This is a genomic window from Streptomyces laurentii (assembly GCF_040635425.1).
Classification (GTDB): domain Bacteria; phylum Actinomycetota; class Actinomycetes; order Streptomycetales; family Streptomycetaceae; genus Streptomyces; species Streptomyces laurentii.
This window is the reverse complement of record NZ_JBEYHT010000005.1, coordinates 49,717-73,902: the sequence shown is the minus strand read 5'-3', so window position 1 is coordinate 73,902 and position 24,186 is coordinate 49,717. Positions and strand designations below refer to the sequence as shown.

Genomic DNA, 24,186 nt, shown 5'->3' with positions numbered 1-24,186 from the left:
GTGCCCGTGGTCCATGTCATGACCGGACTGCCCGCCTCCGGCAAGACCACCGCCGCCCGCGCCCTGCAGCGGGAGGCCGAGGGCCGGATGCGCCGCGTCAACCTCGACGACCTGCGCACCATGCTCGACCTGCCCGGCGACGGCCGCCGCTCGCACGTCCACGAGCAGACCGTACTCGGCATCCAGGACACGGCGATCCGGGCGGCCGTCGACGACGACTTCGACGTGGTCGTCGACAACACCCACCTGACCCCGCACATCCCGCGCCGCCTGAAGGCCGCCGTCGCCGGCCGCGACGCCGTCTTCGTGGTGCACGACTTCACCGACGTCCCTCTTGAGGAGTGCCTGCGCCGCGACGCGGAGCGGGACCGGCCGGTCGGCGAGGAGATCATCCGCATCCTCGCCGACAAGCACGCCAAGGCCGTCCGCGGCGGCTGGCGGCTCACCGGCGACTGGCTCAACGACCGCCCCGCCGTCACCCCGTACGTCGCCGACCCCGCCCTGCCGTCCGCCGTCCTGTGCGACATCGACGGCACCCTCGCGCTGCGCGGCGACCGCGGACCGTACGACTTCACCCGCTGCGACCTCGACCTGATCAACCTGCCGGTGCGCGACGCGCTGCGTGCCTTCCGGAACTCCCACCAGGACCGCGTCGTGCTGCTCTCGGGCCGCAGTGAGGACCACCGGGAGATCACGGAGGCATGGCTGGCGCGGTACGAGGTGCCGTACGACGAGCTGTGGATGCGGGCGTCCGGCGACGGGCGCCCGGACGACCTGGTGAAGGCCGAGCTGTTCGACGCGCACGTCCGCCACCGTCACGCGGTGCGGGTCTCGCTCGACGACCGGGACCGGGTGGTCGATGTCTGGCGCCGGATGGGACTGCCGACCTGGCAGGTCAACTACGGCAACTTCTGAGGGCCGGGCCGGGCCGACCGCCTTGCCGGGTGATGCTCGGGCGCACGGTCCACCGGCGCCGTACGGTCCGTCGGTCCGCGTCGCTCGCCCGTCGGTCCGCGTCGCCCGGCCGGTTGACGCGTCCCTCGTCCGGGTGGGTGGCGCGTCCCTCGTCCGGGCGGCGGAGGGGACCGGGAGGGACCTTCGACCGGGGCCGGATGCCGCTTCCGTCCGGACCGTCCTAGGGTAGGTCGGTGGACCACCCCGCACGGCCCGCGCCCGGAACCGCACGATCGAGGAGATGTTCCCCCGCATGATCCGCCGCACCGACGAGGTCGAAGACCTCATGCACCGCTTTCCGCACATCCCTAAGGAGGCGGTGATCAAGGAGGACCTCCTGCGCGGCGGCATCGCCTTCGACGACTCGGCGCTCACCGACTCCGGCGACGAGGCGTCGGGCGAGGTCAAGCCCAAGTCGTACTTCATCTTCTCCTTCGACCACCGCACCCTGCCGGAGCTGGGCGAGGCCGCGCTGCGCCGCCCGCCGGAGGAGATCGTCCTCACCGGCGGCCCGTACGAGCTGCGCCGCACCGTCGTCTCCGTACGCGTCAACCCGGCCTCCCCGTACCGGGTCGCCGCGGGCGACGACGGCATGCTCGGGCTCTACCTCGACGGCCGCCGGATCTCCGACGTCGGCCTGCCGCCGATGCCCGAGTACTACCGGCACACGCTCTCCAACGGGAAGTCGGTGATGGAGGTCGCGCCCACCATCCAGTGGGGCTACCTCGTCTACCTGACGGTCTTCCGGGTCTGCCAGTACTTCGGCGCCAAGGAGGAGTGCCAGTACTGCGACATCAACCACAACTGGCGCCAGCACAAGGCCGCCGGCCGCCCCTACACCGGAGTGAAGCCGGTCGAGGAGGTGCTGGAGGCGCTGGAGATCATCGACAAGTACGACACCACCGGCTCGTCCACCGCGTACACCCTCACCGGCGGAGCCGTCACCTCGCACATCGGCGGCAAGGACGAGGCCGACTTCTACGGCCAGTACGCCCAGGCCATCGAGGAGCGCTTCCCCGGCCGCTGGATCGGCAAGGTCGTCGCCCAGGCGCTGCCCAAGGCCGACGTCCAGCGCTTCAAGGACTACGGCATCCAGATCTACCACCCCAACTACGAGGTGTGGGACAAGCGGCTGTTCGAGCTGTACTGCCCGGGCAAGGAGCGCTACGTGGGCCGCGACGAGTGGCACCGCCGCATTCTCGACTCCGCCGAGGTCTTCGGTCCGCGCAACGTCATCCCCAACTTCGTGGCGGGCGTGGAGATGGCCGAGCCGTTCGGCTTCAAGACGGTCGACGAGGCCATCGCGTCCACCACCGAGGGACTCGAGTACTTCATGTCGCGCGGCATCACGCCCCGCTTCACCACCTGGTGCCCGGAGCCCACCACTCCGCTGGGCAAGGCCAACCCCGGGGGCGCGCCGCTGGAGTACCACATCCGGCTTCTCGAGGCGTACCGCGCGACCATGGAGTCCAACGGTCTCAGCTCGCCTCCCGGCTACGGTCCGGCGGGCCCCGGCCGCGCGGTCTTCTCGGTGAGCTCCTTCATGGACAGCCTCCCCGCGGAGTCCTGACCGGCGGCCGGCCGTGCCGGGCGCGGGGCCGGGTGAGTCACCGGTCCCCGTCCCGGCGCGGAAGGAGCATCCGAGGATGCGCGAGCTGCTGGCCGACGCGATCCGCACGCTGGTCCCGCCGAAAGGGGACCGGCACGGGCCGCTGCCGCCCCTGATGCTCGGGCTCACCGTGGTCACCGGCCTGGTGGACGCGGTGAGCTATCTGGCGCTCGGGCACGTCTTCGTCGCCAACATGACCGGCAACGTGGTCTTCCTCGGCTTCGCGCTGGCGGGTGCCCAGGGTCTGTCCGCGCCCGCCTCCGTCACCGCGCTCGCCGCGTTCCTGACCGGCGCGGCGGTCGGCGGGCGCTTCGGTGCCGGCCGTACGGCGCACCGGGGCCGGCTGCTCGCGGCCACGACGGCCGTCCAGGCGCTGCTGGTCGCGGGCGCGCTCGGGGTCGGGCTCGCGGGGCACGACCGGGTGGGCGCCGCCGTCCAGTACCCCCTGATCGTGCTGCTCGGCCTCGCCATGGGACTGCAGAACGCGGTGGTCCGGCGGCTCGCGGTGCCGGACCTGACCACCACGGTGCTGACCATGACCCTGACCGGTCTCGCCGCGGACGCGGGCCCGGCGGGCGGGGCGGCCCCGCGGCCGGGCCGGCGGATCCTCTCCGTCCTGGCGATGTTCCTCGGCGCGCTCGGCGGCGCCGCGCTGCTGCGGACCGGGATCCCGCTCGCGCTGGGGGTGACCCTGGCTCTGCTCGTCCTGGCCGCGGTGGGCCTGTGGCGGCTGTCGGCGTCCGACCCGGCCGCGCCCTGGGCCGCGCCATAGAATTCCTCGAAGGCGGGCGGCCGAGGGACCGGATCAGCGGGCCGGGGTGTCCCGTACGGGGTGCTTGCTGAGGATCGAGACCCGGTTGAAGGCGTTGATGGTGATGGCCGCCCAGAGCACGGCGGAGAGCTGGTCGTCGTCGAGCACGGCGCGGGCGTCGGCGTACGCGCGTTCCTGCGCGAGCGCGTCGGAGGGATGGGTGGTGGCCTCGGCCAGGGCGAGGGCCGCGCGCTCGCGCGGGGTGAAGAGCTGGGTGTCCCGCCAGGCGGCGAGCACCCCGAGCCGCCGGTTCGTCTCTCCGGCCCGCAGTGCGGCCCGGGTGTGCACGTCGAGGCAGGAGGCGCAGCCGTTGAGCTGCGAGACGCGAAGGTTGACCAGCTCGACGAGCACCCGGTCCAGGCCCGCCTCGGCGGCCGTCGCGCGGACGGCGTCGGCGGTCCGCAGCAGCTCCCGGTACGCGGCCGGGCTCTGCTTGTCGAGGTAGATCCGCCCGGTCGTCTGCACCGCGGTCTCCGTCATGTCGCTCACGTCGTACTTCCTTCGCTGCTGGGCCCGTCCGCCGGGAGTTGCCGTCGGACCCCATCATCGTCCATGATTGTTGAAAATGAAACTACAAGTTGGGGGAGAGGATCGGAAGCATGCGTGACACGGAGGTCGAGATCCTCACGGCACGGGACGTCCCGCTGGGCGGACCGCGCGCCATGACCGTACGCCGTACGCTGCCGCAGCGGGCGCGGACCACCATCGGAGCCTGGTGTTTCGCCGACCATTACGGCCCCGACCGGGTCGCCGAGTCCGGCGGCATGGACGTCGCCCCGCACCCGCACATCGGGCTGCAGACGGCGAGCTGGCTCTTCACGGGGGAGATCGAGCACCGCGACAGCCTCGGCGTCCACGCCTTCGTGCGCCCCGGCGAACTCAACCTGATGACCGGCGGCCACGGCATCAGCCACTCCGAGGTCTCTACCCCCGACACCACCGTCCTGCACGGTGTCCAGCTGTGGGTGGCCCTGCCGGACGCGCACCGCCACGCCCCGCGTGACTTCCAGCACCACGCCCCGCGGTCGTTTCGCGTCGACGGCGCGGAACTCCGGGTCTTCCTCGGCACGCTCGCCGGCGAGACCTCCCCGGTGAACACCTTCACCCCGCTGCTCGGTGCCGAACTCCTCCTCGATCCCGGCGCCACCGTCACCTTCGACGTCGACCCGGCCTTCGAGCACGGCCTCCTCGTCGACGAGGGCGACGTCCGCTTCGACGGCGCCCTGCTGCGCCCCGCCCAGCTCGGCTACGCCGCCACGGGCCGGACGACCCTGACCCTCGTCAACGAGTCCGCCGACCGCGCCCGCGCGGTCCTCCTCGGCGGCACCCCGTTCGAAGAGGACCTCGTCATCTGGTGGAACTTCATCGCCCGATCCGGTGATGAGATCGTACAAGCCCGAAAGGACTGGGAGGAAGGCACGCGGTTCGGGGAGGTGCACGGCTACGACGGCGCCCGACTGCCCGCTCCGGCGTTGCCCACCACGCCTCTGAAGCCGCGTCATCGGGTGCGTTGACCTGCGGAAACGTGTGACTGGGTGGCGGCGCCCCGGCTGGCGGCCGTCAAGCCTGGAACATCGATCCGCTGTCTGTTGCGTGCTCGGCAAGTGGAAGTCGGCTGGGCTCGGCAGTGGGGTCTGCCGAGCCCCGTGTTCGGGAGCGTGTGACAAGGTTTAGTCGGATCGATGCTGACCTTGTGCTGACTTTTTTGACGGGCCGTCAGCCTGGGGGTTCGGCCGCTGGGCGGCGTATGAAGCCGCGGATCGTCTCGGTGAGGGGGCGTGTATCGGCTAGCCCGTGAGCGGCGGGCGGTATGAGGCGACTCTTGCCGACGACAGCCTGTCCGGCGCCCAGGGCTGGCGAAAGTATGACCGGTCGGTCGTCCTCCTTGGGCTGCCGTGCCTTCCGCTTCGACGAGTGTTTCGCTGAAGACGGCGACGCATCGCTTTTCCGTACTGGAGGCGTAATCCGAGGATCGGTGTTGGCGGCATCGTCCGGTATCTGAACCACCGTGGTGACACCTGGGGCGATTCCCTCGGCGTGGTCGCATAGAGTGCAAAGGGGGCGACGGATGAGGCCGGTGTCCTGGTCGGCGGGCTGCGGGATCACCGTCCGGGTCCCGTGCCGCCACAGATAGGCACGGATCGCGCGCGACGAGTACGCCTTGTCACGAGAACCGCATCCGGCCTCGTGCGCGGTCTGCCGCGGCTGGCCGGGGTGGATCCGGGCCATCACTTCGGTGGAGGCGGGCGCGTCGCCGGCCTGGCCGGGCGTGAGCACGAAGGTGAGCGGGCGGCAGCGGCCGTCCACGGCGAGGTGGATCTTCGTGGTCAGCCCGCTTCGGGACCGCCCGAGGGCATGATGCTGCGGCTCGCCGGTCGGGCCCCTTTTGCCGGGCCCGGCGGCGTGCTGCTGCGCGCGTACGATCGTCGAGTCGACCGCGACGGCCCAGACCAGGTCGCTCTCGGCGTCGACCTGCGCGAGCAGCGCGGTGAACACGCGCGGCGGACAACATCCACATCCGGCGAGCAGGACAGGAAGAGTTCACCGCTTCAGCTCGTCGCCCTTGGCCTCACCGAACTGCACGGGGAGCCTCAGACATCAAGGCCGGACGTGGGTGTTGCATCCCGGGCCGTGACGCCGGACCGGTCAGCGATCCGGGAAGCGGGGGCCGGAATCCACGAGATGCCGTTCTAGCTTCCTCACGGCTGCGACTTCGGCGCGGCCCGCGATGCCGACTGGACATTGTGGTCCTGGCCTTCGCAATACATGCCCCACGCTTCCTGGTCGGCTCAAGCGCGCGCCGCGAGCCTGATCGGCACCACGATCGAGTGGTACGACAACTCATTCGATCAGGGCTAGGACCTGTGCTTTCCCGGATCTCGGAGGGCGAGAACCAGCACCGAACCAGCACGGGTAAGCGAGGTGCTGATTCGGGACCCGAGGGAGGCCGCTCCGGACGTAATCCGGGGTGCCTTTCGGCTGAGCCTTCCCGTCACTCTGCGTCGCTGCCTCAACCCCGATCCCGGCCTGGGGCACGCTGGAGGCGTGAGCGGTGCACCGGTCGTCGGCGCGCACATGGCGGTCTCAGGCCCGCACCGTGGCTGCCAACCGCTCGGCGAGTTCGGGGCCCTGTTCGCCGAAGGCGTGGATCACCCACTCCCACCGCCTGTCCCGCGGGCGCCCGCCGTTCTTGGTCTGGACATGGATCAGGTAGGCGAGGGAGGCGTCGTGGACGATCGCGGGTGCGTCGTGGTCCTTCGCGATGGCGGTCGCGGCTTCGCGCGGGTTCTGCTGGGCGGTCAGGCGGCAGAAGCCGGACAGCCATCGGGAGGTCGCACTCCCCACGCCACCCCGTGGCAGTTGTCCAGGCAGGGAGACCAGCGGAGCCGGACGCCGGGGAAGGGTCGACCGCGGAGCGGCGACCGCAGGGCCCACCTAGTGGCGAGCTCCGTTATCGACAGGTACCCGCCCTGAGCCGACGTGGCTGGGGCTTCCGTGCGGCCATTGGGGGCCGCGTGCACCGACGGGGTTGGGCAACAGGCCGCAGGGGAAGTCTCTGTCCCGCGGACCGTCGACTGAAGGGGAGCCCTGGGGCGTAAGCAGCCGCTGTCCAAGAGCAGGGGAAGCTTCGGGGACGGAGTTGACGCATGGTGGAACGCCGCATGTCGGTTGCGACGCACTGGGGCAGCTTCGTCGCGGTGGTCGATTCTGGTCGGTTGGTGCGAATCGAGCCGAGGGGCGATGACCCCGCGCCGTCGGCTATCGGCCCCGGAATGGTGGCAGCCGCCGACGACAGCGCTCGCGTGTTGCGCCCCGCGGTGCGCAGGGGCTGGCTGAACGGCCTGCCGCGCGCCCACGACACGACCAGAGGCGCGGACGCCTTCGTGGAGGTGAGCTGGGACGACGCGATCACGCTGGTGAGCGATGAACTCCATCGAGTGCGTTCACAGTACGGAGACAGCGCGGTGTTCGGAGGATCCTACGGCTGGGCGAGTGCGGGCGGGTTCCACAATGCGCAGGGTCAACTCCACCGGTTCCTGGCGTTGGGCGGGGGGTACACCGACTCGCGCAACACGTACAGCACGGCGGCTTTGGAGGTCATCCTCCCGCATGTGATCGGTGGGCAACCCTGGAGCTACCTGTCCCGGATGCCGATGTGGGACGAGATCGCCGAGGGCTGTGAGCTTGTGGTGGCGTTCGGAGGGCTGGCCCTGAAGAACAGCCAAATCAACCCCGGCGGGCTGGCCAGGCACCAGACGCAGAACCTGCAGCGCCGGTGCCGTGAGGCCGGAGTGCGGTTCGTGAACATCAGCCCCATCCGCAGCGATGTCGCCGGCTTCCTCGACGCCGAGTGGCTGCCCGTCACCCCCAACACCGACACCGCCGCGATGCTCGGCATCGCACACACGATGCTGGTCAACGGGTGGCACGATGAGGACTTCCTGCGCCGGTGCTGCGTCGGGTTCGACCGCTTCGCCTCCTATTTGGCCGGCGAGCTCGACGGTGTCCCCAAGGACGCTGCCTGGGCAGCGAGGATCACGGGCATCAGTCGCGACGCGATCACCGACCTGGCTCGCCGTCTCACCACGCGACGTTCTCTCATCATGGTCAACTACGCGGTGCAACGGGCAGACCACGGTGAACAGCCGATCTGGATGTCTGTCGTGCTGGCCGCCATGGCGGGCTCGATGGGGCGGTCCGGCTGCGGCTGGGGCGCGGGCTACGCGACGATGGACGCGACCGGCGTTGCCCGAGGCCGCCCCTTCGTGGCGTCGATTCCCGGGGTTTCCAACCCCGTTCCGGACTTCATCCCTGTGGCAAGGATCGCCGACACCCTGCTGCATCCGGGTCGGACCATCGACTACGACGGCCGGCGCCTCACGTTGCCTGAGCTTCGCCTGGTCTACTGGTGCGGAGGGAACCCGTTCCACCACCACCAAGACCTGCATCGGCTGACCAGGGCCTGGCAGACCCCTGACACGGTGGTGGTTCACGAAGCCTGGTGGAACACCACGGCCAAGTTCGCGGACATCGTCCTTCCCGTCGCCACCAGCTTGGAGCGCGACGACTTCGCCGCCGGACTCTCGGACCCCCACCTCGTCGCGATGCCGAAGGTCCGCGAGCCGGCGGGCGAGTCACGCACCGACCACCAGATCTTCGCCGCCTTGGCCTCCCGGCTCGGATACGAGCAGGAGTTCACGGAGTCGCGCTCCGAGATCGAATGGGTCCGGCATCTGTACGAGCGGACCAAGGCCGAACTCGGCGACGATGCCGTCTTGCCGAGCTTCGACGACTTCTGGCGAAGTTCCACCGCTGAGCTGCCGACGTCGAGCGGACCGTTTCCCGGCAGCTTCGAGGCGCTCCGCTCGGATCCGCAGCGTTTCCCCCTGCCGACACCATCGGGCCGGATCGAGATCTTCTCCGAGGAGATCGACTCCTTCGGCTACGACGACTGCGCCGGACATCCGACGTGGTTGGAACCGGTGGAGTGGCTTCGTGCCGATCTGGCGGACCGATTCCCACTGCATCTGATCTCGAATCAGCCGGCCTCACGCCTGCACAGTCAATACGACAACGGTGGCCGCAGCCTCAGCTCGAAGCTCCGTGGCCGTGAGCCCGTGACGATCAACCCGCAGGACGCCGCGTCGCGCGGCATCGAGAACGGCATGGTCGTACGCGTCTACAACGACCGGGGCAGTTGTCTCGCGGGCGCAGTCCTGTCGGACGACGTCATGCCAGGCGTCGTACAACTGTCCACGGGAGCGTGGTGGGATCCAGTCCAGCCGGGCCTGAGCGGAACATTGGACCGCCACGGCAATCCGAACGCACTCACGGCGGATCGGCCGTGCTCGCGCTTGTCCCAGGGACCGAGTGCTCTCAGTGCGCTGGTCGACGTCGAGTTGTACGACGATCCCCTTCCTGAGGTGCTCGCCTTTACGCCACCAAACCTCGAACATTAATACGAAGAATTCCTGTCCCCTCAGCAATCTTCCACGTATGCCGTCGTCAAGCGCATAGCAGGCTGGCCCTGGCCATCGGGAGGTTGCCGCTCGCCGTTTGCGTCCACGTAATGGCATGAATACCGTGCGGGGTTGTGACTGCACTTCAAAACCTCAAGTACGGCCAGTGGTTCAGGGGAGCCGATGTCGATGGCGACGGGTTCATCACCCAGCGGGACATCCGCATGATGAGTGAGCGTTACATCGCCGCCCGCGGCACCGCGCCGGACTCCACGACCGCCCGCCTGCTCACCGAGAGGATGGACGAGTTCTGGACGAACGTGATCGCCCCGATGGATCAGGACGGTGACGGCAAGGTCGATCTGCGGGAGATGACCGAGGGATTCGCACGGGCCCTGACCGATCCCACCCTGTACCCGAAACAGATCGAGCCGGTGACCAACTGCTTCTTCGACCTCGTCGATCTCAACGGAAACGGCGAGATCGATCAAGCGGAGTTCCAGCAGATGTTCGACTCGATCGCCGGCGTCCCCGGCGAGGACTGCGCCGCGGTCTTCGCCGCTCTGGACCAGGACGGCTCCGGTGTGCTGGACCGCTCCGAATTTCACCAAGCAATTTCCGAGTTCTTCTACGGCGATGACCCGGACGCTCCCGCCAACCACCTGTTCGGCAGGATCGCCGTCTGACGGCCCCGGATGCGGACCGGGCCCCGCGCGCCCACACCGCTGCCGATGTGAGCACGCGGGAGGCGATGCGCGGGTGCGATGTCCTGCGCGAGGGCGCACAGACGCGGTCCACGGACTTGGTGGCACCGCGGTCGTGTCCGCATTCGGGATGAGCAACTGCTGCAGCCCGGCCCGAACAACTGGTCGCGCGCACGGTCGCGGTCGCCAGCCGCCGGCGCCATCGACCCGGACGGAGCCCCCTCTCCCTCTCAGCTCCGCGATATACGCCTCGCTGGCGACAAAGTGTTCTGCCTGGCCACCCAGTCCAACGCCTTCGACAAACTCAAGTCGATTCTGCTGGACCTCCCTGCGGCACCTCGACTCACTGCTCGTGCACCACCTCTACCCCGCCCCTGACCTGGGTTAAAACGGCAAAGCTGTGCTATCTGGTGGAACTTCATCGCCCGCTCGGACGCCGAGATCCGCCAGGCCCGCGAGGACTGGATGACGGGCGACCGCTTCGGCGAGGTCCACGGCTACCCCGGCGACCGCCTCCCGGCCCCGGAACTCCCGACGGTCCCGCTGAAGGCCCGGCGGAATCCGCGCTGACCTGGGTGAAACGGCACCGGCACCCCGGCCGGGTCCGAGACGAACGGTCCGGAGGGGGTGTCGGTGCTGTGGTGTGTCGGGACTAGCACTTGGGCACGGGTACGTTCCAGGAGTCGGGGTCGAGGTAGACCTTGTTCACCCAGACGTGTTTGTTGCCGCTGTCGTCATCGATCAGGAACCAGGTAGAGCTGGTTTTACCCATGTACGTGACACTTGGGCCCATCGTGTAGCAGTAGACGTAGCGCCGACCCGGGTACACCATGCCCATGCTGGGACTCTGCGGGTTCGGGGACTGGTAGGACCGTGAGGCGTACTGGAAGTTCAGCTCGGTGAGCGCCTGGGTGGCCGAGGTCGACCCGGCCGGGTTCTGGGCGGCGTTGGCCGGTACGGCGGTGGCCGCCAGGCCGGCCGCGCCGAGGGCGGCGGTGCTGAGTACCGCGACCACGGAACGCTTGAGCTGCCTCATGTGAGTTCCTCCCGGTGGGGCGCCGTCGCTGTGGTGCGTCACTGGCACTTGGGTACGTCAATGTTCACTTGGTCTCGGGCGAGGAAGACCTTGCTCACCCAGACGTTCTTGTTGCCGCTGTCGTCGTCGGTCAGGAACCAGGTGGCGCTGGTCCTGCCCACGTCCGTGACCGTCCCGCCCATCGAGTAGCAGTAGACGTAGTTCCACCCCGCGTTCAGGGTGCCCGCGTGAGATGCGTCGGATGCGTCCTTGGTCCAGTGGGACCACGAGGTGTAGTCGAAGCGCAGGGTGACGGTCTGGGCCGTCGAGGCCGACCCGGCCGTGTCCTGGGCGGCGTTGGCCGGTGTGGCGGTGGCCGCCAGTCCGGCGGCGCCGAGGAGGGCGGCGCTGAGGACCGCGACTGCGGAACGCTTGAACTGCTTCATGTGGGTTCCTTCTGGTCTGCTGCGGTTTCGTCGTGCTTCCGCGGCAACGATGCGATGGTCCGAGGGCGGAGCGCTCCTGCTTTTGGCTCCGGCCAAAACGTCGGCCACTTCCCGGACTTGAACTCAGGGCCGGCCAAGGAGGCGGCACCCCAGAGGAGTCGTGGCGTGGATGACGCGTTTGCCGTCCCGCCGGGAGGTGACGAGCCCGCTCTCGCGCAACACGGCCAGCTGCTGGCTGACGCTCGGCAGGGACACCCCCGTCGCGTCGGCGAGTTCGGACGTGGTGGCGCAGGCGAGCGAGGCGGCTTCGTGCAGGAGTGCCGCCCGGGTGGAGCCGAGCAGGCGGGGCAGCGAGGGCAGCGAAGCGTCCGACGCCCGGGTTCTGTCGACCGGATAGATGAGCACCGGCTGCAAGTCGTCGTCGGCCAGGGTGATGGGGCGCCGCCAGCAGAAGTACGACGGGACCAGCAGTAGACCTCGGCCTTGCAGGTGGAGATCGCGTTCGACCGGATAATCGGCGGTCAGGACGGGTGACTCCCATGTCATCGTCGGCCGCAGGCTGTTCAACAGCGCCTGGGTGCCGCCGTCCACGACCGCGCGGGTGCGCAGGGCCAGGTCCGCGGCCGTGGCCGCGCTGATGCGGCCCCACAACGGCGCGATGAACTCCGCGTAGTAGGTACGGAGGTTCGTGCCCAGCGCGGTCAGCGTGGGCACGTCCCCCCGTGCGAGCTCCGCACCCGCCCAAGGTTGCCCGCCGCCCTCCGACAGCAGGGCCAGCTCCTGGCGCAGACGCCGTCGAGGTGTCGCGAGCACCCGGTCGATGCCCGTCTGGAGGTCGGTGGGACCACCTTCGACGGGCGGGGTGAGGAAGTCCGGAAAGTAGGCGGCGCGTGGCACGAGGCTGTGCAACGCCGACGCCGCCCCCCGGGCCGTCGCGCTCCGGCGGACCAGCTCGCCGACCGTACGCCGCCATGGGTCGAAGGCGAGGGCGCCCTCGCGTGCCTGCAGCCGGAACAGACTGCACACGATCTCCCACAACGGGTCCGGGCTGCGGGCGATACGCACGGTTGCCAGGTCGTCGCTGGTGAAATGGATGCGCAGCATGGCTTCCCCCCGTCGGCCATCGGTGCCCCACGGAGATCCTTGCCACGCGCAACTTTTCGGGCAAGGGCAATCTCGGCCAGCGTGGGCCCGCGGCACCGGCCATGGCCGAGCGGCAGCGCTGTGATATCGGCCAGGTCGACGAGAATGGCTCGCTCGGCGTGCCGCGCGCCCGCGTTCCTTCACCCCGAAGTGCGTGTGCCGGAACTCGGCAGCCGTCCGGTCGGAAGCCGCCGGAATCAGCTCACCGCGACGCTCTCGATCATGACGTGGTGGTCGGAGTACGCCGAAGCGCCCAGGGCGCACCAGCGGCGGGTCTCGCCGCTGAAGAGGTAGTCGAGCTTCCAGCCGCCGTCATGCGTGGGCCGGCCGGTCCGCTCGGCGCCCGTCTGGTCGCATTCGAGGTAGCCGGGGGTGTCCGGGCCGGTGGAGTAGAAGCCGTCGGGCCAGATCCAGGCGCTGGGCTTGCCGCCGGCCGAGTCCGGGGGCTGGGCGTTGAAGTCGCCGCCGATCACCATGTGGGGGAAGCCGGCGACGATGGCCTGGATCTCGGCCAGTTGGTCGTCCCGGTAGTCCCAGTCGGGGTGGTCGGGGTTGGAGCCCTTGAGGGTGAGGTGGGCATTGCAGACGGTGGTGTCCCACCACACGGCGGTGGCGCACTGGAAGGGCTGGTTCGGGCCGGTCCAGGGGACGGTGATCGGGTACTGCCGGGCGTCCGCCATCGGGCCCTTGACGACGATGGCGGTGCCGATCCGGTCGGCCCGGTCCGCCGGGCCGTCGTTACCGCAGCGGCTGTTCCATGTGACGCCGTTCTGCGACCACTTGTACGGGAAGAAGCTCTTGTTCCAGGTGGAACCCAGCTTCCCCATCAGGAGGGTGAGATCGTCCTCGCAGATCTCCTGCAGCAGCGCCGCCTGTACGTAGTTGGTGTCGACGTGATACTTGACCACGTCCGTCTTCTGGTCCGGGGTGCCGGTGCCCGCACAGTTCCAGGTGTCCCGCTGGCTGCCGCACATGTTCCAGGTCATCACCTGGAGATTCTTCGGTTCCTCCGCCTGTGCGACAGGCGCGGTGCCACCGAGCAGGAGCAGAGTGCCCAGCCAACTCGCAAGTATTCTGAGTCTCTTCACGGCTGATCATTATCCCGATGCAGTGCGGGCGACACAGAGTTCGGGCGGCGGTGATACGAGGTTGCGCGGAGCCGGTGGACCCGGTGCGATCGGGGGAGGAGAGCCCGATCGCACCAGGTGGTGGAGCGCGTCGTGCGCTCTTCTCGCCTTCTGTCAGCCGACGTTGACGCCTCTCCAGGCGTTCGCGACCGCGGCGTATTCGGGGCTGTCCGGGCCGTACAGATCGGCGGCCGCGGCGAGGGTGCCCGTGCGGGCGGCCGCGTAGTTGGTGGAGGAGGTGAACTTCGTGGCGAGCGCCCTGTACCAGATCTTGTAGGCCTTGACCCGGCCGATGCCGGACACGGTCACGTTGTTCGCGGTGGGCGAGTCGTAGGGCACACCGTTGACGACCTTGGGGCCGCTGCCCTCGGCGAGCAGGTAGAAGAAGTGGTTGGCCGGGCCCGACGAGTAGTGGACGTCGACGTTGCCGATGCCGGAGTACCAGAAGTCCTTGGACACGCCGTCCTTGCTCGGCTTGTCCATGTAACGCAGCGGATTTCCCGTGCCGTTGGCGTCGATGTTCTCGCCGATGAGGTAGTCGCCGACATCGGTGGCGTTGCCGGCGTGGAACTCGGCCGAGGTGCCGAGGATGTCCGAGGTCGCCTCGTTGAGGCCGCCGGACTCACCGCTGTAGATCAGGCCCGCGGTGGCGGCGGTGACGCCGTGGGACATCTCGTGGGCGGCGATGTCGGTGGCGGTGAGCGGGTGGGCGTTGTCGTAGCCGTCGCCGTACGTCATGCAGTAACACGAGCCGTCGAAGAAGGCGTTGGCGTAGTTGATGCCGTAGTGGACACGGGAGTTGGCGGCTTTGCCGTCGCCGCGGACGCCATTGCGGCCGAGCTCGTTCTTGTAGAAGTCCCACGTGGTCGCCTCGGCGTAGTGGGCGTCGGCGGCGGCGCTCTCGCGGTGGGTGACGAGGCCGTTGCCCCACACATCTGTGCTGTTGGTGAAGAGCGTGCCGGTGCCGGACGTGCCGCCGTTGAGGTCGTAGGTCTTGGACCCGCCGCGCGCGGCGTCGGTGAGGGTGTACGTGCCGTTCGAGCCGGAGGTGCCGAGGCTGATCTGGCCGCTGTACAAGGAGTTGCCGATGCCGGTCCGGATGCTCTCGTAGGAGAAGAGTTCCTTGCCGCTGTCTGCGTCGGTGATGACGTGGCGGCGGCTCGGGGTGCCGTCGGTCTGGGTGCCGGTGACGACGGTCTCCCAGGCGAGGACGGGCTTGCCGGTGGCGGCCCAGATCACCTTGCGGGTGGTGTCGGCCTTGGCGTCCTTCGCGCGGGAGGACGTGGCGGCGGCCTGGCCCGCGGTGGTGGCGGCGACGGCCGGAGTGGTGCTCGCGACGGATATACGGGCGTCGGTCGCCTTGGTGGTGGAGCGCGCGCCGTCCCTTTTCTCGTGTACGACGAGGTCGCCGCCGAGGACCGGGAGACCGGCGTACGTACGCTCGTACCGGGTGTGGACAGTGCCGTCCGCGTCCTTGACGACATCGCGGGCGATCAGGGCTTCCCGGTCGCCGAGTGTGATCGCCCGAGCGGTGTCGGCCGCCTTGGTCTGGCCCTCCTGGAGGGCGGCGGCGCGCTGTGGGGCGCTGAGCGCGACCGCGGTCGCGCCGGCTTCGCGCGGCGTGTCGGCGTCGGCGGTTCCGGTTTGGACGCCGACCGCGACCACGGCGGCCGAGGCGATGAGGGCGGCGGCGCGGGCGGTGGTACGACGGTGCGCGGGCTGCAGGCGGGTCACGCGGGCTCCTTCGCTGGGAAGCGGGGGCGCGGGGGGCGGCCCTGGGCGTTGTCGTGGCTGAGAGCGTGCCAGCGCACCGTCGTGATGGGCAGGTCTACAACAAGACATTGCTCCGGCGGCCCGAGAGACGGGCCGCCGGAGCGGACGAGCGCCGGGGGAACCTCAGGCCGGGCCGTCGAGCCACCGGTGGACGGCGAGCGCGGTGGTGCGGGCGTGTTCCTCCAGCAGGGTGAAGTGGTCCCCTGGCGCGGTGATCTCGGTGTGCGGCAGGCTCCAGTCCGGGGCGGGGGCGGCGCCGGGCAGCGGGGCCCGGGCTCGTACGAACAGGGTGGGGCAGGAGAGCGGCGCGGGGGTCCAGCCGTCGAAGAGCTCGAAGTACCCGGCCATGGCGGTGAGCCGGCCGGTCTCGGTGGAGGCGAACTCCGCCGCCCGCCGCAGCATGTCCGAGGTCATCGCGGAGAGCGCCCGGCCCCGCTCGCCCCGGTCGGGGGGATAGGTGTCCATCAGGACGACGGCCGCCGGGGCCATGCCCTCGGATTCCAGCCGCTCGGCCACGGCATGTGCCACCCAGCCGCCGGCCGACCGCCCCAGCAGGACGGCGGCGCCCTCGGGCGCGGCCGCCCGGACGGCGGCGGCGTGCGCGGTGACGAGGGCGTCCCGGGTGGCGGGCAGGGCCTCCTCGGGTTCGAACCCCGGGTGCCGTAGCGCGGAAACCGGCCGCAGCCCCCGCAGTCCGGCGCCGAGGCGCGCGTACTCCTGCGGCCCGGAGAGCGCGCTGAGTGCGGGGAAACAGACCAGCCGGGGCCCGGTGTCACCCGCTTCGAGCGTGACCGGTGCTCGTGCTGCCTCGGCCGCTCCGGCGCGGTCGAAGACGGGGCGCAGCCGTGCGGCGAGGGTGAGGAGCGCCATGCCGTCCCAGGTCCGTCCTCGGACGCATGCCGTACGGAAGAGGGCGCCCAGGGAGTCGGGCGCCTCCCCGGCGGACCGCGCCCCGGTGTGCGACGCGGTGCCTCGTGTCGGAGCGTCGTCCGTGACGTCTCCCCTGCCCTCGTCCGCCGGTCGTCCGGGCTGCCTCGGCGGGTCCCCGGCCGGCGCCTCGGTGTCGTACCGCCGCCCCAGCTCGGTGGCGAGCGCGCGCGGCGTCGGGAAGTCGAACAGCAAGGTGGACGGCAGGGACAGCCCGGTCCACGCCGCGAGTTCGTTGCGCAGTTCGACCGCGGCCAGGGAGTCCAGCCCCAGATCCGCCAGCAGGGTGTCCGCGCCGATCTCGCCGGCCTCCTCTCCGTGGCCGAGAACCCGGGCCGCCAGGGTCCGGACCGTGGCGAGCGTCGGCCTGACCCGCTCGCCACGCCTGCCACGGTCGTTCTCGCGATCCCCGTCCTTCTCGGTCCCCGCCTCGACGCCCGTGTGGGCAGCAGCAGCGGACGGGGCGAGGCGGGCCGCGACCACCACGGGCTCGTCACCGGCCACGGCCGCGTCGAAAAGGGCCAGCCCTTCCTCCGCCCCGAGCGGGACGAAGCCGGAACGGGCCATCCGCCGCCGGTCCGTCTCGCCGAGGTGTGCGGTCATGCCGTCGTCCTGCCGCCACGGACCCCAGGCGATCGACGTGGCGGGCCGTCCGAGCCGCGCCCGGTGGTGCGCGAGGGCGTCCAGTGAGCAGTTGGCCGCCGCGTAGGTGGCCTGGCCGGCGGAGCCGAAGGTGCCCGCCACCGACGAGAACAGTGCGAAGACGGCCAGGTCGTGGCCCAGGGTCAGCTCGTGCAGCGCGAGCGCGGCATCCGCCTTGGGCCGCAGGACCTGCCGCAGTCGCTCGGTGGTGAGCGCCGGGACGACGCCGTCGTCGAGCACCCCCGCGGCGTGTACGACGCCGGTCAGCGGGTGGGCCGCCGGCACCGCGTCGAGCAAGGCCGCGAGCGCGGTCCGGTCCGCGACGTCGCAGGCGTGTACGGCCGCCTCGGCGCCCAGCCCACGCAGTTCCGCGACGAGCTCCCGGGCCCCCGGGGCGTCCGGCCCGCGCCGGCCGGCGAGCAGCAGATGCCGGACGCCGTGCGCGGTGACCAGATGCCGGGCCACCAGCGCGCCCAGCGAACCCGTGCCGCCGGTGACCAGGACGGTGCCCTCCGGGTCGAGCGGCCGGCGCGGATGCCCGTGCTCGCGCGGCTCCGGCGCCGGGTCGGCCGACGGCACCAGCTTCGGCACGTACACCGTCCCCCGGCGTACGGCCGCCTCCGGCACCGAGCCCGTCGACAGGCCCGGCAGCAGGGCGAGCAGACCGCGCCGGCCATCGGAACGCTCGTCCGTGTCGACCAGAGCGAAACGGTCCGGATTCTCCCGCAGGGCCGAGCGGACCAGTCCCCATACCGGGGCGTGCGGGGGTACGGGCGTGGTCGCGCCGTCCGTATCCTCACCGGCGCCGTCACCCGCCGCGGCAACGGCACCGGACGTCACCAGGACGAGGCGGGAACGCGACAACTGCGGTCGAGCCAGCCACTCTTGAACAAGCGTCAGTGCCCAGTCCGCCGACCGCAGCAGCGCGGCTGCCGAGTCCCGGACATCGCCGGCGGTGTCGGGCGGCGGGCAGGGAGCCAGGACGACCGCGGCCGACCCGTCGCAGTCCGCCGGGGCGCGGTACACGGGGACACCGGACCCCGGCGGCGCGAGGGCGTCGACCGGAGGGGTGCCGGGCGTGCCCAGCACCGCCCAACGCGGCAACGCCCCAGGCATGGAGGATTCCGGGGGCGACGGCACCCAGTCGGTCCGGTAGAGCGTGCGGGTGGCGGCCGGTGCCGGCGTGGAGCCGGTACGCGGAAGGGGCCGGAGGGCCAGCGAACGGATCGCCGCCACGGGCGAACCCGTCTCGTCGGTCAGCTCCACTCCCGTCTGCCCGTCGGGTCCGGGCGTCAGCCGCACCCGCACCCGCCGAACGCGGCCCGCGCGCCATACCCGTACGCCGCTGAAGGAGAAGGGGAGGGACAGGGGACCGTCGGCAGCGGCCGTTCCGGAGCCGCTCTCGTCGTCCACGCCACCCAAGTGGTGCAGGGCCAGAGCGTGCAACGCCGCGTCGAGCAGCGCCGGATGCAGGACGAACCCGGAGCCCTCCGCCCCAGAGCGCGCCGCCTGGGCCGCTTCGGGCAACTCGACGTCCGCGTACAGCTCTTCCCCCTGTCGCCAGGCGGCCCGCAGGCCCCGGAAGGCGGGGCCGTAGCTCAGTCCGGAGGCCGCCAGCCGCTCGTACGGTCCGCCCATGGAGGCATCGGAGTGCGGGGGAGGAACCGTCCTCGGCGGCCGCGGCGGGTGAGACAGGGACGCTGCCTCCTCCTCGGGCGGAGGCGCCGGCGACAGCACCCCGGTCGCGTGGCGGACCCAGGGCCGGTCGTCCGCCGGAGGCTGCGGCCGGGAATGGACGAACACGGCCCGCCGGCCCGTCTCGTCCGCCTTCGTCACCTTCACCTGAACGGCCACGGCGCCGTCGGCGGGCAAGGGCAGTGGTGCGGTCAGCACGAGTTCGCCGAGGATGGCCGTACCCGCCGACTCGCCGGCGTGCAGGGCCATGTCGACGAACGCGGTCGCGGGCACCAGAACGTCCCCGGCCACCGCGTGGTCGGCGAGCCACGGGTGTGCGCGCACCGAGAGCATCCCGCTCAGCAGCAGTCCGTCGTCGTCCGCCGTAGGGGTGACCGACCGGAGGAAAGGGTGGCCGGCTCCGGTCTCCGGGGAGGATACGGACGGCGACTCGGGGTCGGGCTCCAGCCAGTAACGGCGGCGCTGGAACGCGTAGGTGGGCAGGGCGACGCGCCGACCGCCGCGTCCGGCGAAGACCGCCTGCCAGTCGACGGACACGCCGGAGGCGTGCAACGCGGCCACCGTGTCGACCAGGGCGTCCGCTTCCGGCCGCTTCCGGCACAGAGTCGGCACCACCAGGGGTACCGGGCCCGGCCGGTCGCCGTCCCCCTCGGACTCCGCGCCCGCCCGCGTGCTCGCGCCGGTCGAGGCCGAGGCGAGGCACTCGCCGACCAGGCCGGTGAGCACCGGGTCCGGCCCCAGTTCGACGTACGAGGCGGCGCCCCGCTCACCGAGGTACGCCACCGTGTCGGCGAACAGCACCGGGCGGCGGATCTGGTCCACCCAGAACTCCGGCGCGCACAGCTCCTCGTCGGCGGCCGCCCGGCCCGACACGGCGCTGATCAGGGGCAGTCGAGGCGGAGCGAAGGACAGTCCCCGGACCACCTTCGCGAAGTCGGCCAGTACGGGTTCCATCCGGGCCGAGTGGAAGGCATGGCCGACCCGTAGCGGCGTCACCGTACGGCCCCGTGCCCGGAAGCGGTCCGCGACCTCCCGTACCGCGGGCGCGTCACCCGAGACGACCACCGAGGCGGGCCCGTTGACCGCCGCGATCTCCACCGTGCCCTCGATCGAGGCGAGTTGGGCGGCCACGTCGTCCGCTCCGGCGGCCACCGCCGCCATCGCACCACCCGGGGGCAGGGCGTCCATCAGCCGGCCCCAGGCCGCCACGAGCGTGCACGCGTCCGTGAGGGTCAGCACCCCGGCGACATGCGCCGCCGTCACCTCGCCCACCGAGTGCCCGGCCACGAGACCGGGCCGTACGCCCCAGGCCTCGAACTGCCGGAACAAGGCCGTCTCCAGGGCGAACAGAGCCGGCTGTGCGAACCGGGTCGTGTCCAGGAGCGCGCCCGTCTCCGTACCGGGCCCGGCGAACACGACATCGCGCAGGGGCGCGGGCAACAGCGGGTCGAGCAGCTCGCAGCACTCGTCCCACGACGCCGCGAACGCCGGATGCCGCGCCCGTGACATGTACAACTCCCGTCCCATGTCGATGCGTTGGCTGCCCTGGCCGGTGAACAGCACGGCCGTCAGGCCCGCGGAGCCCTGGCGGCGGGAGATGCCCGTACGCACGCCCGGGGCGCGGCCGTCCTCCGCCACCGCCCGCAGGGAGGCGAGCAGCCCGGCCCGGTCCCGGGCCACCACCACGGCCCGGTGCTCGAAGGACGCACGCGTGGTGGCCAGCGAGAATCCGAGGTCCACCGGGGCCGCGTCCGGGGCGGCGGTCACCTGCTCGTACAGCCGTCGCGCCTGGGCCCGCAGCGCCGGCCCGGTCCTGGCCGACACCGGGAAGGCCACGGCGAGCGGGCCGGCGGATGTGGCCTCTCCGTCTTCAGACCTCCCGCCCGTCGCCTCGCCGCCCTGGACCCCGCCGCTTTGGACCTCGCCGTCCACGTCCCCGGCGTGCGGAGGCTCTTCGAGTACCACATGGGCGTTGGTGCCGCTGATTCCGAACGAGGACACCCCGGCCCGGCGCGGACGGTCCGCGGCGGGCCAGGCCACCGCCCGGTTCAGCAGCTCGACGCGCGCCGACGACCAGTCGACCCGGGGCGTCGGTTCGTCGGCGTGCAGCGTCCGGGGCAGCAGGCCGTGCCGCATCGCCTGCACCATCTTGATCACTCCGGCCACCCCGGCGGCGGCCTGGGTGTGGCCGATGTTCGACTTCACCGAGCCGAGCCGGAGCGGCCGTTGCCGCTCCCATGGCCCCGTCCGTCCATACGTCGCGAGGAACGCCTCCGCCTCGATGACGTCCCCGAGCCGGGTGCCGGTGCCGTGCGCCTCCACGGCGTCGACGTCCCCGGGAGTCAGCCCCGCGTCCGCCAGCGCCTGCCGGATCACCCGCTGCTGCGCCGGTCCGTGCGGCGCGGTCAGCCCGTTGCTCGCGCCGTCCTGGTTCACCGCCGAACCGCGCACCACGGCCCGGACCGGAAGCCCCGCGCGGCGCGCCTCGGACAGCCGGGTCAGCAGGAGCATCCCGGCACCCTCGGCCCATCCCGTGCCGTCGGCGGCCGCCCCGAACGCCTTGCAGCGGCCGTCCGGCGCCAGCGCCCGCTGCCGGCTGAACTCCACGAACGACGAGGCCCCCGACATCACCGTGGCACCCCCGGCCAGCGCGAAGGCGCACTCGCCCCGGCGCAGCGCCTGGGCCGCCAGATGCAGGGCCACCAGCGACGAGGAGCACGCCGTGTCGACGGTGAGAGCCGGGCCCTCCAGGCCGAAGGTGTAGGCGATACGGCCCGAGGCGACGCTTCCGGCGTTGCCGAGGCCGAGGTACCCCTCGACCCGCTCGGGCGTCCGCGTCACCCGGCGGGCGTAGTCGCTGTACATCAGCCCGACGTACACCCCGGTCGCGGAACCGCGCAGGGTGCCAGGGACCAGGCCGGCGTCCTCGAAGGACTCCCACGCCACTTCGAGCAGCAGCCGGTGCTGCGGATCCATGGCGAGCGCCTCCCGCGGCGAGATGCCGAAGAAGCCGGGGTCGAAGCGGTCCGCGCCGGAGAGGAAGCCGCCCTCGCGCACGTACGTCCGCCCGGGCCGGCCGGGGTCCGGGTCGTACAGCGCCCGGGTGTCCCAGCCCCGGTCGGCGGGGAACGGCCCGATCGCGTCCGTCCCCTCGGCCACCAGCCGCCACAGGTCCTCGGGCGAGGCCACCTCCCCGGGATAGCGGCAGGCCATTCCCACGATCACCACGGGATCGTCGTCCGCCCGGGCCGTGCCCCGGTCCGTCCGCCCGCCGTCGGCACCCGGCTCGGCGCCGCTGCGCTGCCGGAGATGGGCGGCGAGCGCGGCGGCCGTGGGGAAGTCGAAGGCGACGGCCTCGGAGAGCGGCAGCCCGGTCGCCGCCGACAACCGCTCCCGCAGCACCGTCGCCGTCAGGGAGTCCATCCCCAGGTCCCGGAGCGCCGTGTCCGGTTCGACGGCCTGGACCGGACAGCCGAGGACGGCCGCGACCTCGCTTCGTACCAGGGCCGTCGGATCCTCCGGCGGCCGCGCGGCCGCGAGCGCGCCCACCCGCGCCGGGTGGGCGGCCAGGTCCCGTCGCCGGATCTTCCCCGAGGCGGTACGCGGAAGGTCCGCCACCTCGTACAGCTCGACGGGCACCTTGACGGCGGACAGTTCGGCACGGCAGGCGGCGAGGATCCGCCCCCGGTCGAGCCCGGCGCCCCCGGGGTCGGGGACCAGATAGCCCACCGGCACCTCGCCGAAGACGGGGTGCGGGCGCCCGGCGACGGCGGCGTCCGCCACCCCCGGCAGCCGGCGCAGCACCGCCTCCACCTCCGCGGGATGGACGTTGACCCCGCCCCGGATGATCAGATCGCTCACCCGGCCGATCAGGGCGAGTCCACCGGAGGCGTCGATCCTGGCCAGGTCGCCGGTGCGGAACCAGCCGTCGCGCAGCACCTCGGCGGTGGCGTCCGGCCTGCCGTGGTAACCGGCCATCACCCCCGGCCCGTTGACCCACAGCTCGCCCTCGCCCGTGTCCCGGCCGTCGGGACCCTCGCCGACCCGGATCCGGGTGCCGGGCAGCACCCGGCCGCACGCCCCGTCCGCCGTCGCCGCCTCGCCGGGCGCCGGCATGGTGACCGGGCCCGCCTCCGTACTGCCGTAATGCTCCAGGTAGGGGACGCCGCAGAGCGCCTCGAAGTCCTCGCGGAAGCCGGGTCCGGCCGCCGCGCCCCCGCTGACGCAGCCGCGCAGTGCGGGGGCGCCGAGGCCGCGGCTCTCCGAGCCCTCGCCGCGGACCGTGTCGAGCAGCGCCGAGAACGTCGTCGGCACCCCGCCGAGCAGAGTGAACGAGGCGTCCTCGCCCCGCAGTTCGTCGAGCACCCCGGTCACCGAGAACCGGGGGAGCAGCATCGCGCTCGCCCCCACCGCGGTCACTCCGAGGAAGCACACCACCTGGCTCATCGCGTGATGCAGGGGCAACGGCCACAGCACACGGTCCCGTTCGGACAGGCCCAGGACGCCGACGAGGCCCGTCGCCACCGGCGCGAGACGGTTGCGCTGGGTGGACAGCACGCCCTTGGGGACGCCGGAGGAGCCCGAGGTGTAGAGCAGCCAGGCCACGTCGTCGAGCGCGAGATCGTCCCGGGCCGGTGTGCGCGGCTCGGTGACCGACAACTCCTCATACGGCAAAACGCCGTTGGCCCTCGCGAGCGGTACGCCCCCGGTGCCGTCGCCCGTCCCGTCACCCGTATCACCGCCCTCGTCGCCGCCCTCGGCCACGATCACGGTCAGCCCGGTGCGCCGCGGCAGGGCCGGCCAACGCGTCACCCCGACGTCGTCGGTGACGAGGACGCGCGCCCCGCTGTCGTCCAGCAGGCGCGCCAGTTCGTCCGCGGAGCAGCCCGGGTCCAGCGGTACGCCCACACCGCTCGCCCGGGTGACGGCGAGCAGGCTCTCGACCGCCTCGACCCGGTTGCCGAGGAGCACGGCCGCCCGGTCGCCGGGGGCCAGGCCGAGCCCCGCCAGATGGCCGGCCAGCCGCGCGGTCCTCCGCTCCAGCTCCCGGTAGGTCAGCCGTCTCCGCCGGTCCTGGAAGCAGACCTTGTCCCCGAGGCGCCGGGCGTGGTCCTGGAGCAGTCGGGGCAACGGCCGGACGATGCCGGTGTACGGATCCATCGCGGGACCTCCTTCCAGCCGCCGGCGTACGCGGAAGGACCGCCCCGGAGGCCGACCCGGACGTCCCCCGGAAGGCACCGCGGCCCGGGGGCTCCTGACAGGACTCCGGCTCCGCCGTCGACGGCATCGGGCGGACGCCGGTGAGGGGTCACCGGCGTGCCCGGTGAAGTCTGCCATCCGGGGAACCGCCACGGTTCCGATCCGGTGGTGTCCACTCGAT

16 protein-coding genes are annotated in these 24,186 nt (G+C 71.7%); 6 read left to right on the top strand and 10 right to left on the bottom strand.

Features of this window, described 5'->3' with window-relative positions; all coding sequences use genetic code 11:
• The 3 genes from ABZ693_RS04875 (at position 1) to ABZ693_RS04865 (ending at position 3,335) form a co-directional block, all read left to right on the top strand.
• Positions 1 to 915 carry a phosphatase domain-containing protein gene (locus ABZ693_RS04875; protein WP_359873409.1) on the top strand — a complete coding sequence of 305 codons (915 nt, stop codon included), beginning with the start codon at positions 1 to 3 and terminating at the stop codon, positions 913 to 915.
• A gap of 280 nt (positions 916 to 1,195) precedes the next feature.
• Positions 1,196 to 2,524 carry a radical SAM protein gene (locus ABZ693_RS04870; RefSeq protein WP_435842343.1) on the top strand — a complete coding sequence of 443 codons (1,329 nt, stop codon included), beginning with the start codon at positions 1,196 to 1,198 and terminating at the stop codon, positions 2,522 to 2,524.
• 76 nt (positions 2,525 to 2,600) lie between these two features.
• Positions 2,601 to 3,335, top strand: coding sequence for a YoaK family protein (locus ABZ693_RS04865; protein WP_359873407.1), 735 nt, complete (start codon positions 2,601 to 2,603; stop codon positions 3,333 to 3,335).
• 33 nt (positions 3,336 to 3,368) lie between these two features.
• Here ABZ693_RS04865 and ABZ693_RS04860 read toward each other — a convergent pair whose 3' ends face one another.
• Positions 3,369 to 3,854 carry a carboxymuconolactone decarboxylase family protein gene (locus ABZ693_RS04860; protein ID WP_359873591.1) on the bottom strand — a complete coding sequence of 162 codons (486 nt, stop codon included), beginning with the start codon at positions 3,852 to 3,854 and terminating at the stop codon, positions 3,369 to 3,371.
• Between the two features lie 119 nt (positions 3,855 to 3,973).
• Between ABZ693_RS04860 and ABZ693_RS04855 the strand changes: the two genes are divergently transcribed.
• Positions 3,974 to 4,888, top strand: a complete 915-nt coding sequence (locus ABZ693_RS04855) for a pirin family protein (protein ID WP_359873405.1) — start codon at positions 3,974 to 3,976, stop codon at positions 4,886 to 4,888.
• A gap of 202 nt (positions 4,889 to 5,090) precedes the next feature.
• On the opposite strand, the gene ABZ693_RS04850 is transcribed toward ABZ693_RS04855, so the two are convergent.
• The 3 genes from ABZ693_RS04850 to ABZ693_RS04840 form a co-directional block, all read right to left on the bottom strand.
• Positions 5,091 to 5,870, bottom strand: coding sequence for a transposase (locus ABZ693_RS04850; protein WP_435842342.1), 780 nt, complete (start codon positions 5,868 to 5,870; stop codon positions 5,091 to 5,093).
• A gap of 588 nt (positions 5,871 to 6,458) precedes the next feature.
• Positions 6,459 to 6,719, bottom strand: coding sequence for a hypothetical protein (locus ABZ693_RS04845; protein ID WP_359873403.1), 261 nt, complete (start codon positions 6,717 to 6,719; stop codon positions 6,459 to 6,461).
• On the bottom strand, positions 6,674 to 6,895 hold the full coding sequence (locus ABZ693_RS04840; protein WP_359873401.1) for a DUF6302 family protein: 222 nt from the start codon (positions 6,893 to 6,895) through the stop codon (positions 6,674 to 6,676). Before ABZ693_RS04840 ends, ABZ693_RS04845 begins: the two co-directional genes overlap by 46 nt.
• A gap of 126 nt (positions 6,896 to 7,021) precedes the next feature.
• Between ABZ693_RS04840 and ABZ693_RS04835 the strand changes: the two genes are divergently transcribed.
• Positions 7,022 to 9,334 carry a molybdopterin-dependent oxidoreductase gene (locus tag ABZ693_RS04835; protein ID WP_359873399.1) on the top strand — a complete coding sequence of 771 codons (2,313 nt, stop codon included), beginning with the start codon at positions 7,022 to 7,024 and terminating at the stop codon, positions 9,332 to 9,334.
• A 134-nt stretch (positions 9,335 to 9,468) separates the two neighbouring features.
• On the top strand, positions 9,469 to 10,020 hold the full coding sequence (locus ABZ693_RS04830) for an EF-hand domain-containing protein (RefSeq protein WP_359873397.1): 552 nt from the start codon (positions 9,469 to 9,471) through the stop codon (positions 10,018 to 10,020).
• Between the two features lie 670 nt (positions 10,021 to 10,690).
• On the opposite strand, the gene ABZ693_RS04820 is transcribed toward ABZ693_RS04830, so the two are convergent.
• From ABZ693_RS04820 to ABZ693_RS04795, 6 genes are all read right to left on the bottom strand, one after another.
• Entirely contained in the window at positions 10,691 to 11,074 is a 384-nt protein-coding gene (locus tag ABZ693_RS04820) for a hypothetical protein (protein ID WP_359873395.1), read from the bottom strand.
• A 38-nt stretch (positions 11,075 to 11,112) separates the two neighbouring features.
• The gene (locus ABZ693_RS04815; RefSeq protein WP_359873393.1) at positions 11,113 to 11,499 is read right to left on the bottom strand and encodes a hypothetical protein; all 387 of its coding nucleotides are present in this window, start codon (positions 11,497 to 11,499) and stop codon (positions 11,113 to 11,115) included.
• A 123-nt stretch (positions 11,500 to 11,622) separates the two neighbouring features.
• Positions 11,623 to 12,603 (bottom strand): ArsR/SmtB family transcription factor, encoded by a 981-nt coding sequence (locus ABZ693_RS04810; RefSeq protein WP_359873391.1) that lies wholly within the window; start codon positions 12,601 to 12,603, stop codon positions 11,623 to 11,625.
• 236 nt (positions 12,604 to 12,839) lie between these two features.
• Positions 12,840 to 13,730 (bottom strand): endonuclease/exonuclease/phosphatase family protein, encoded by an 891-nt coding sequence (locus tag ABZ693_RS04805; protein ID WP_359873389.1) that lies wholly within the window; start codon positions 13,728 to 13,730, stop codon positions 12,840 to 12,842.
• A 153-nt stretch (positions 13,731 to 13,883) separates the two neighbouring features.
• Positions 13,884 to 15,503 carry a M4 family metallopeptidase gene (locus tag ABZ693_RS04800; RefSeq protein ID WP_359873387.1) on the bottom strand — a complete coding sequence of 540 codons (1,620 nt, stop codon included), beginning with the start codon at positions 15,501 to 15,503 and terminating at the stop codon, positions 13,884 to 13,886.
• A 162-nt stretch (positions 15,504 to 15,665) separates the two neighbouring features.
• A complete protein-coding gene (locus ABZ693_RS04795; protein ID WP_359873385.1) occupies positions 15,666 to 23,966 on the bottom strand; it encodes a type I polyketide synthase in 8,301 nt (2,766 codons plus the stop codon).
• Positions 23,967 to 24,186: the final 220 nt, after the last annotated feature.

What these genes read in the sequence shown, in the direction of transcription:
- ABZ693_RS04870 (WP_435842343.1), top strand. Translation starts at nt 1,196, where the DNA reads ATGTTCCCCCGCATGATCCGCCGCACCGACGAGGTCGAAGACCTCATG.
- ABZ693_RS04865 (WP_359873407.1), top strand. Translation starts at nt 2,601, where the DNA reads ATGCGCGAGCTGCTGGCCGACGCGATCCGCACGCTGGTCCCGCCGAAA.
- ABZ693_RS04860 (WP_359873591.1), bottom strand. Translation starts at nt 3,854, where the DNA reads ATGACGGAGACCGCGGTGCAGACGACCGGGCGGATCTACCTCGACAAG.
- ABZ693_RS04855 (WP_359873405.1), top strand. Translation starts at nt 3,974, where the DNA reads ATGCGTGACACGGAGGTCGAGATCCTCACGGCACGGGACGTCCCGCTG.
- ABZ693_RS04835 (WP_359873399.1), top strand. Translation starts at nt 7,022, where the DNA reads ATGGTGGAACGCCGCATGTCGGTTGCGACGCACTGGGGCAGCTTCGTC.
- ABZ693_RS04820 (WP_359873395.1), bottom strand. Translation starts at nt 11,074, where the DNA reads ATGAGGCAGCTCAAGCGTTCCGTGGTCGCGGTACTCAGCACCGCCGCC.
- ABZ693_RS04815 (WP_359873393.1), bottom strand. Translation starts at nt 11,499, where the DNA reads ATGAAGCAGTTCAAGCGTTCCGCAGTCGCGGTCCTCAGCGCCGCCCTC.
- ABZ693_RS04810 (WP_359873391.1), bottom strand. Translation starts at nt 12,603, where the DNA reads ATGCTGCGCATCCATTTCACCAGCGACGACCTGGCAACCGTGCGTATC.
- ABZ693_RS04795 (WP_359873385.1), bottom strand. Translation starts at nt 23,966, where the DNA reads ATGGATCCGTACACCGGCATCGTCCGGCCGTTGCCCCGACTGCTCCAG.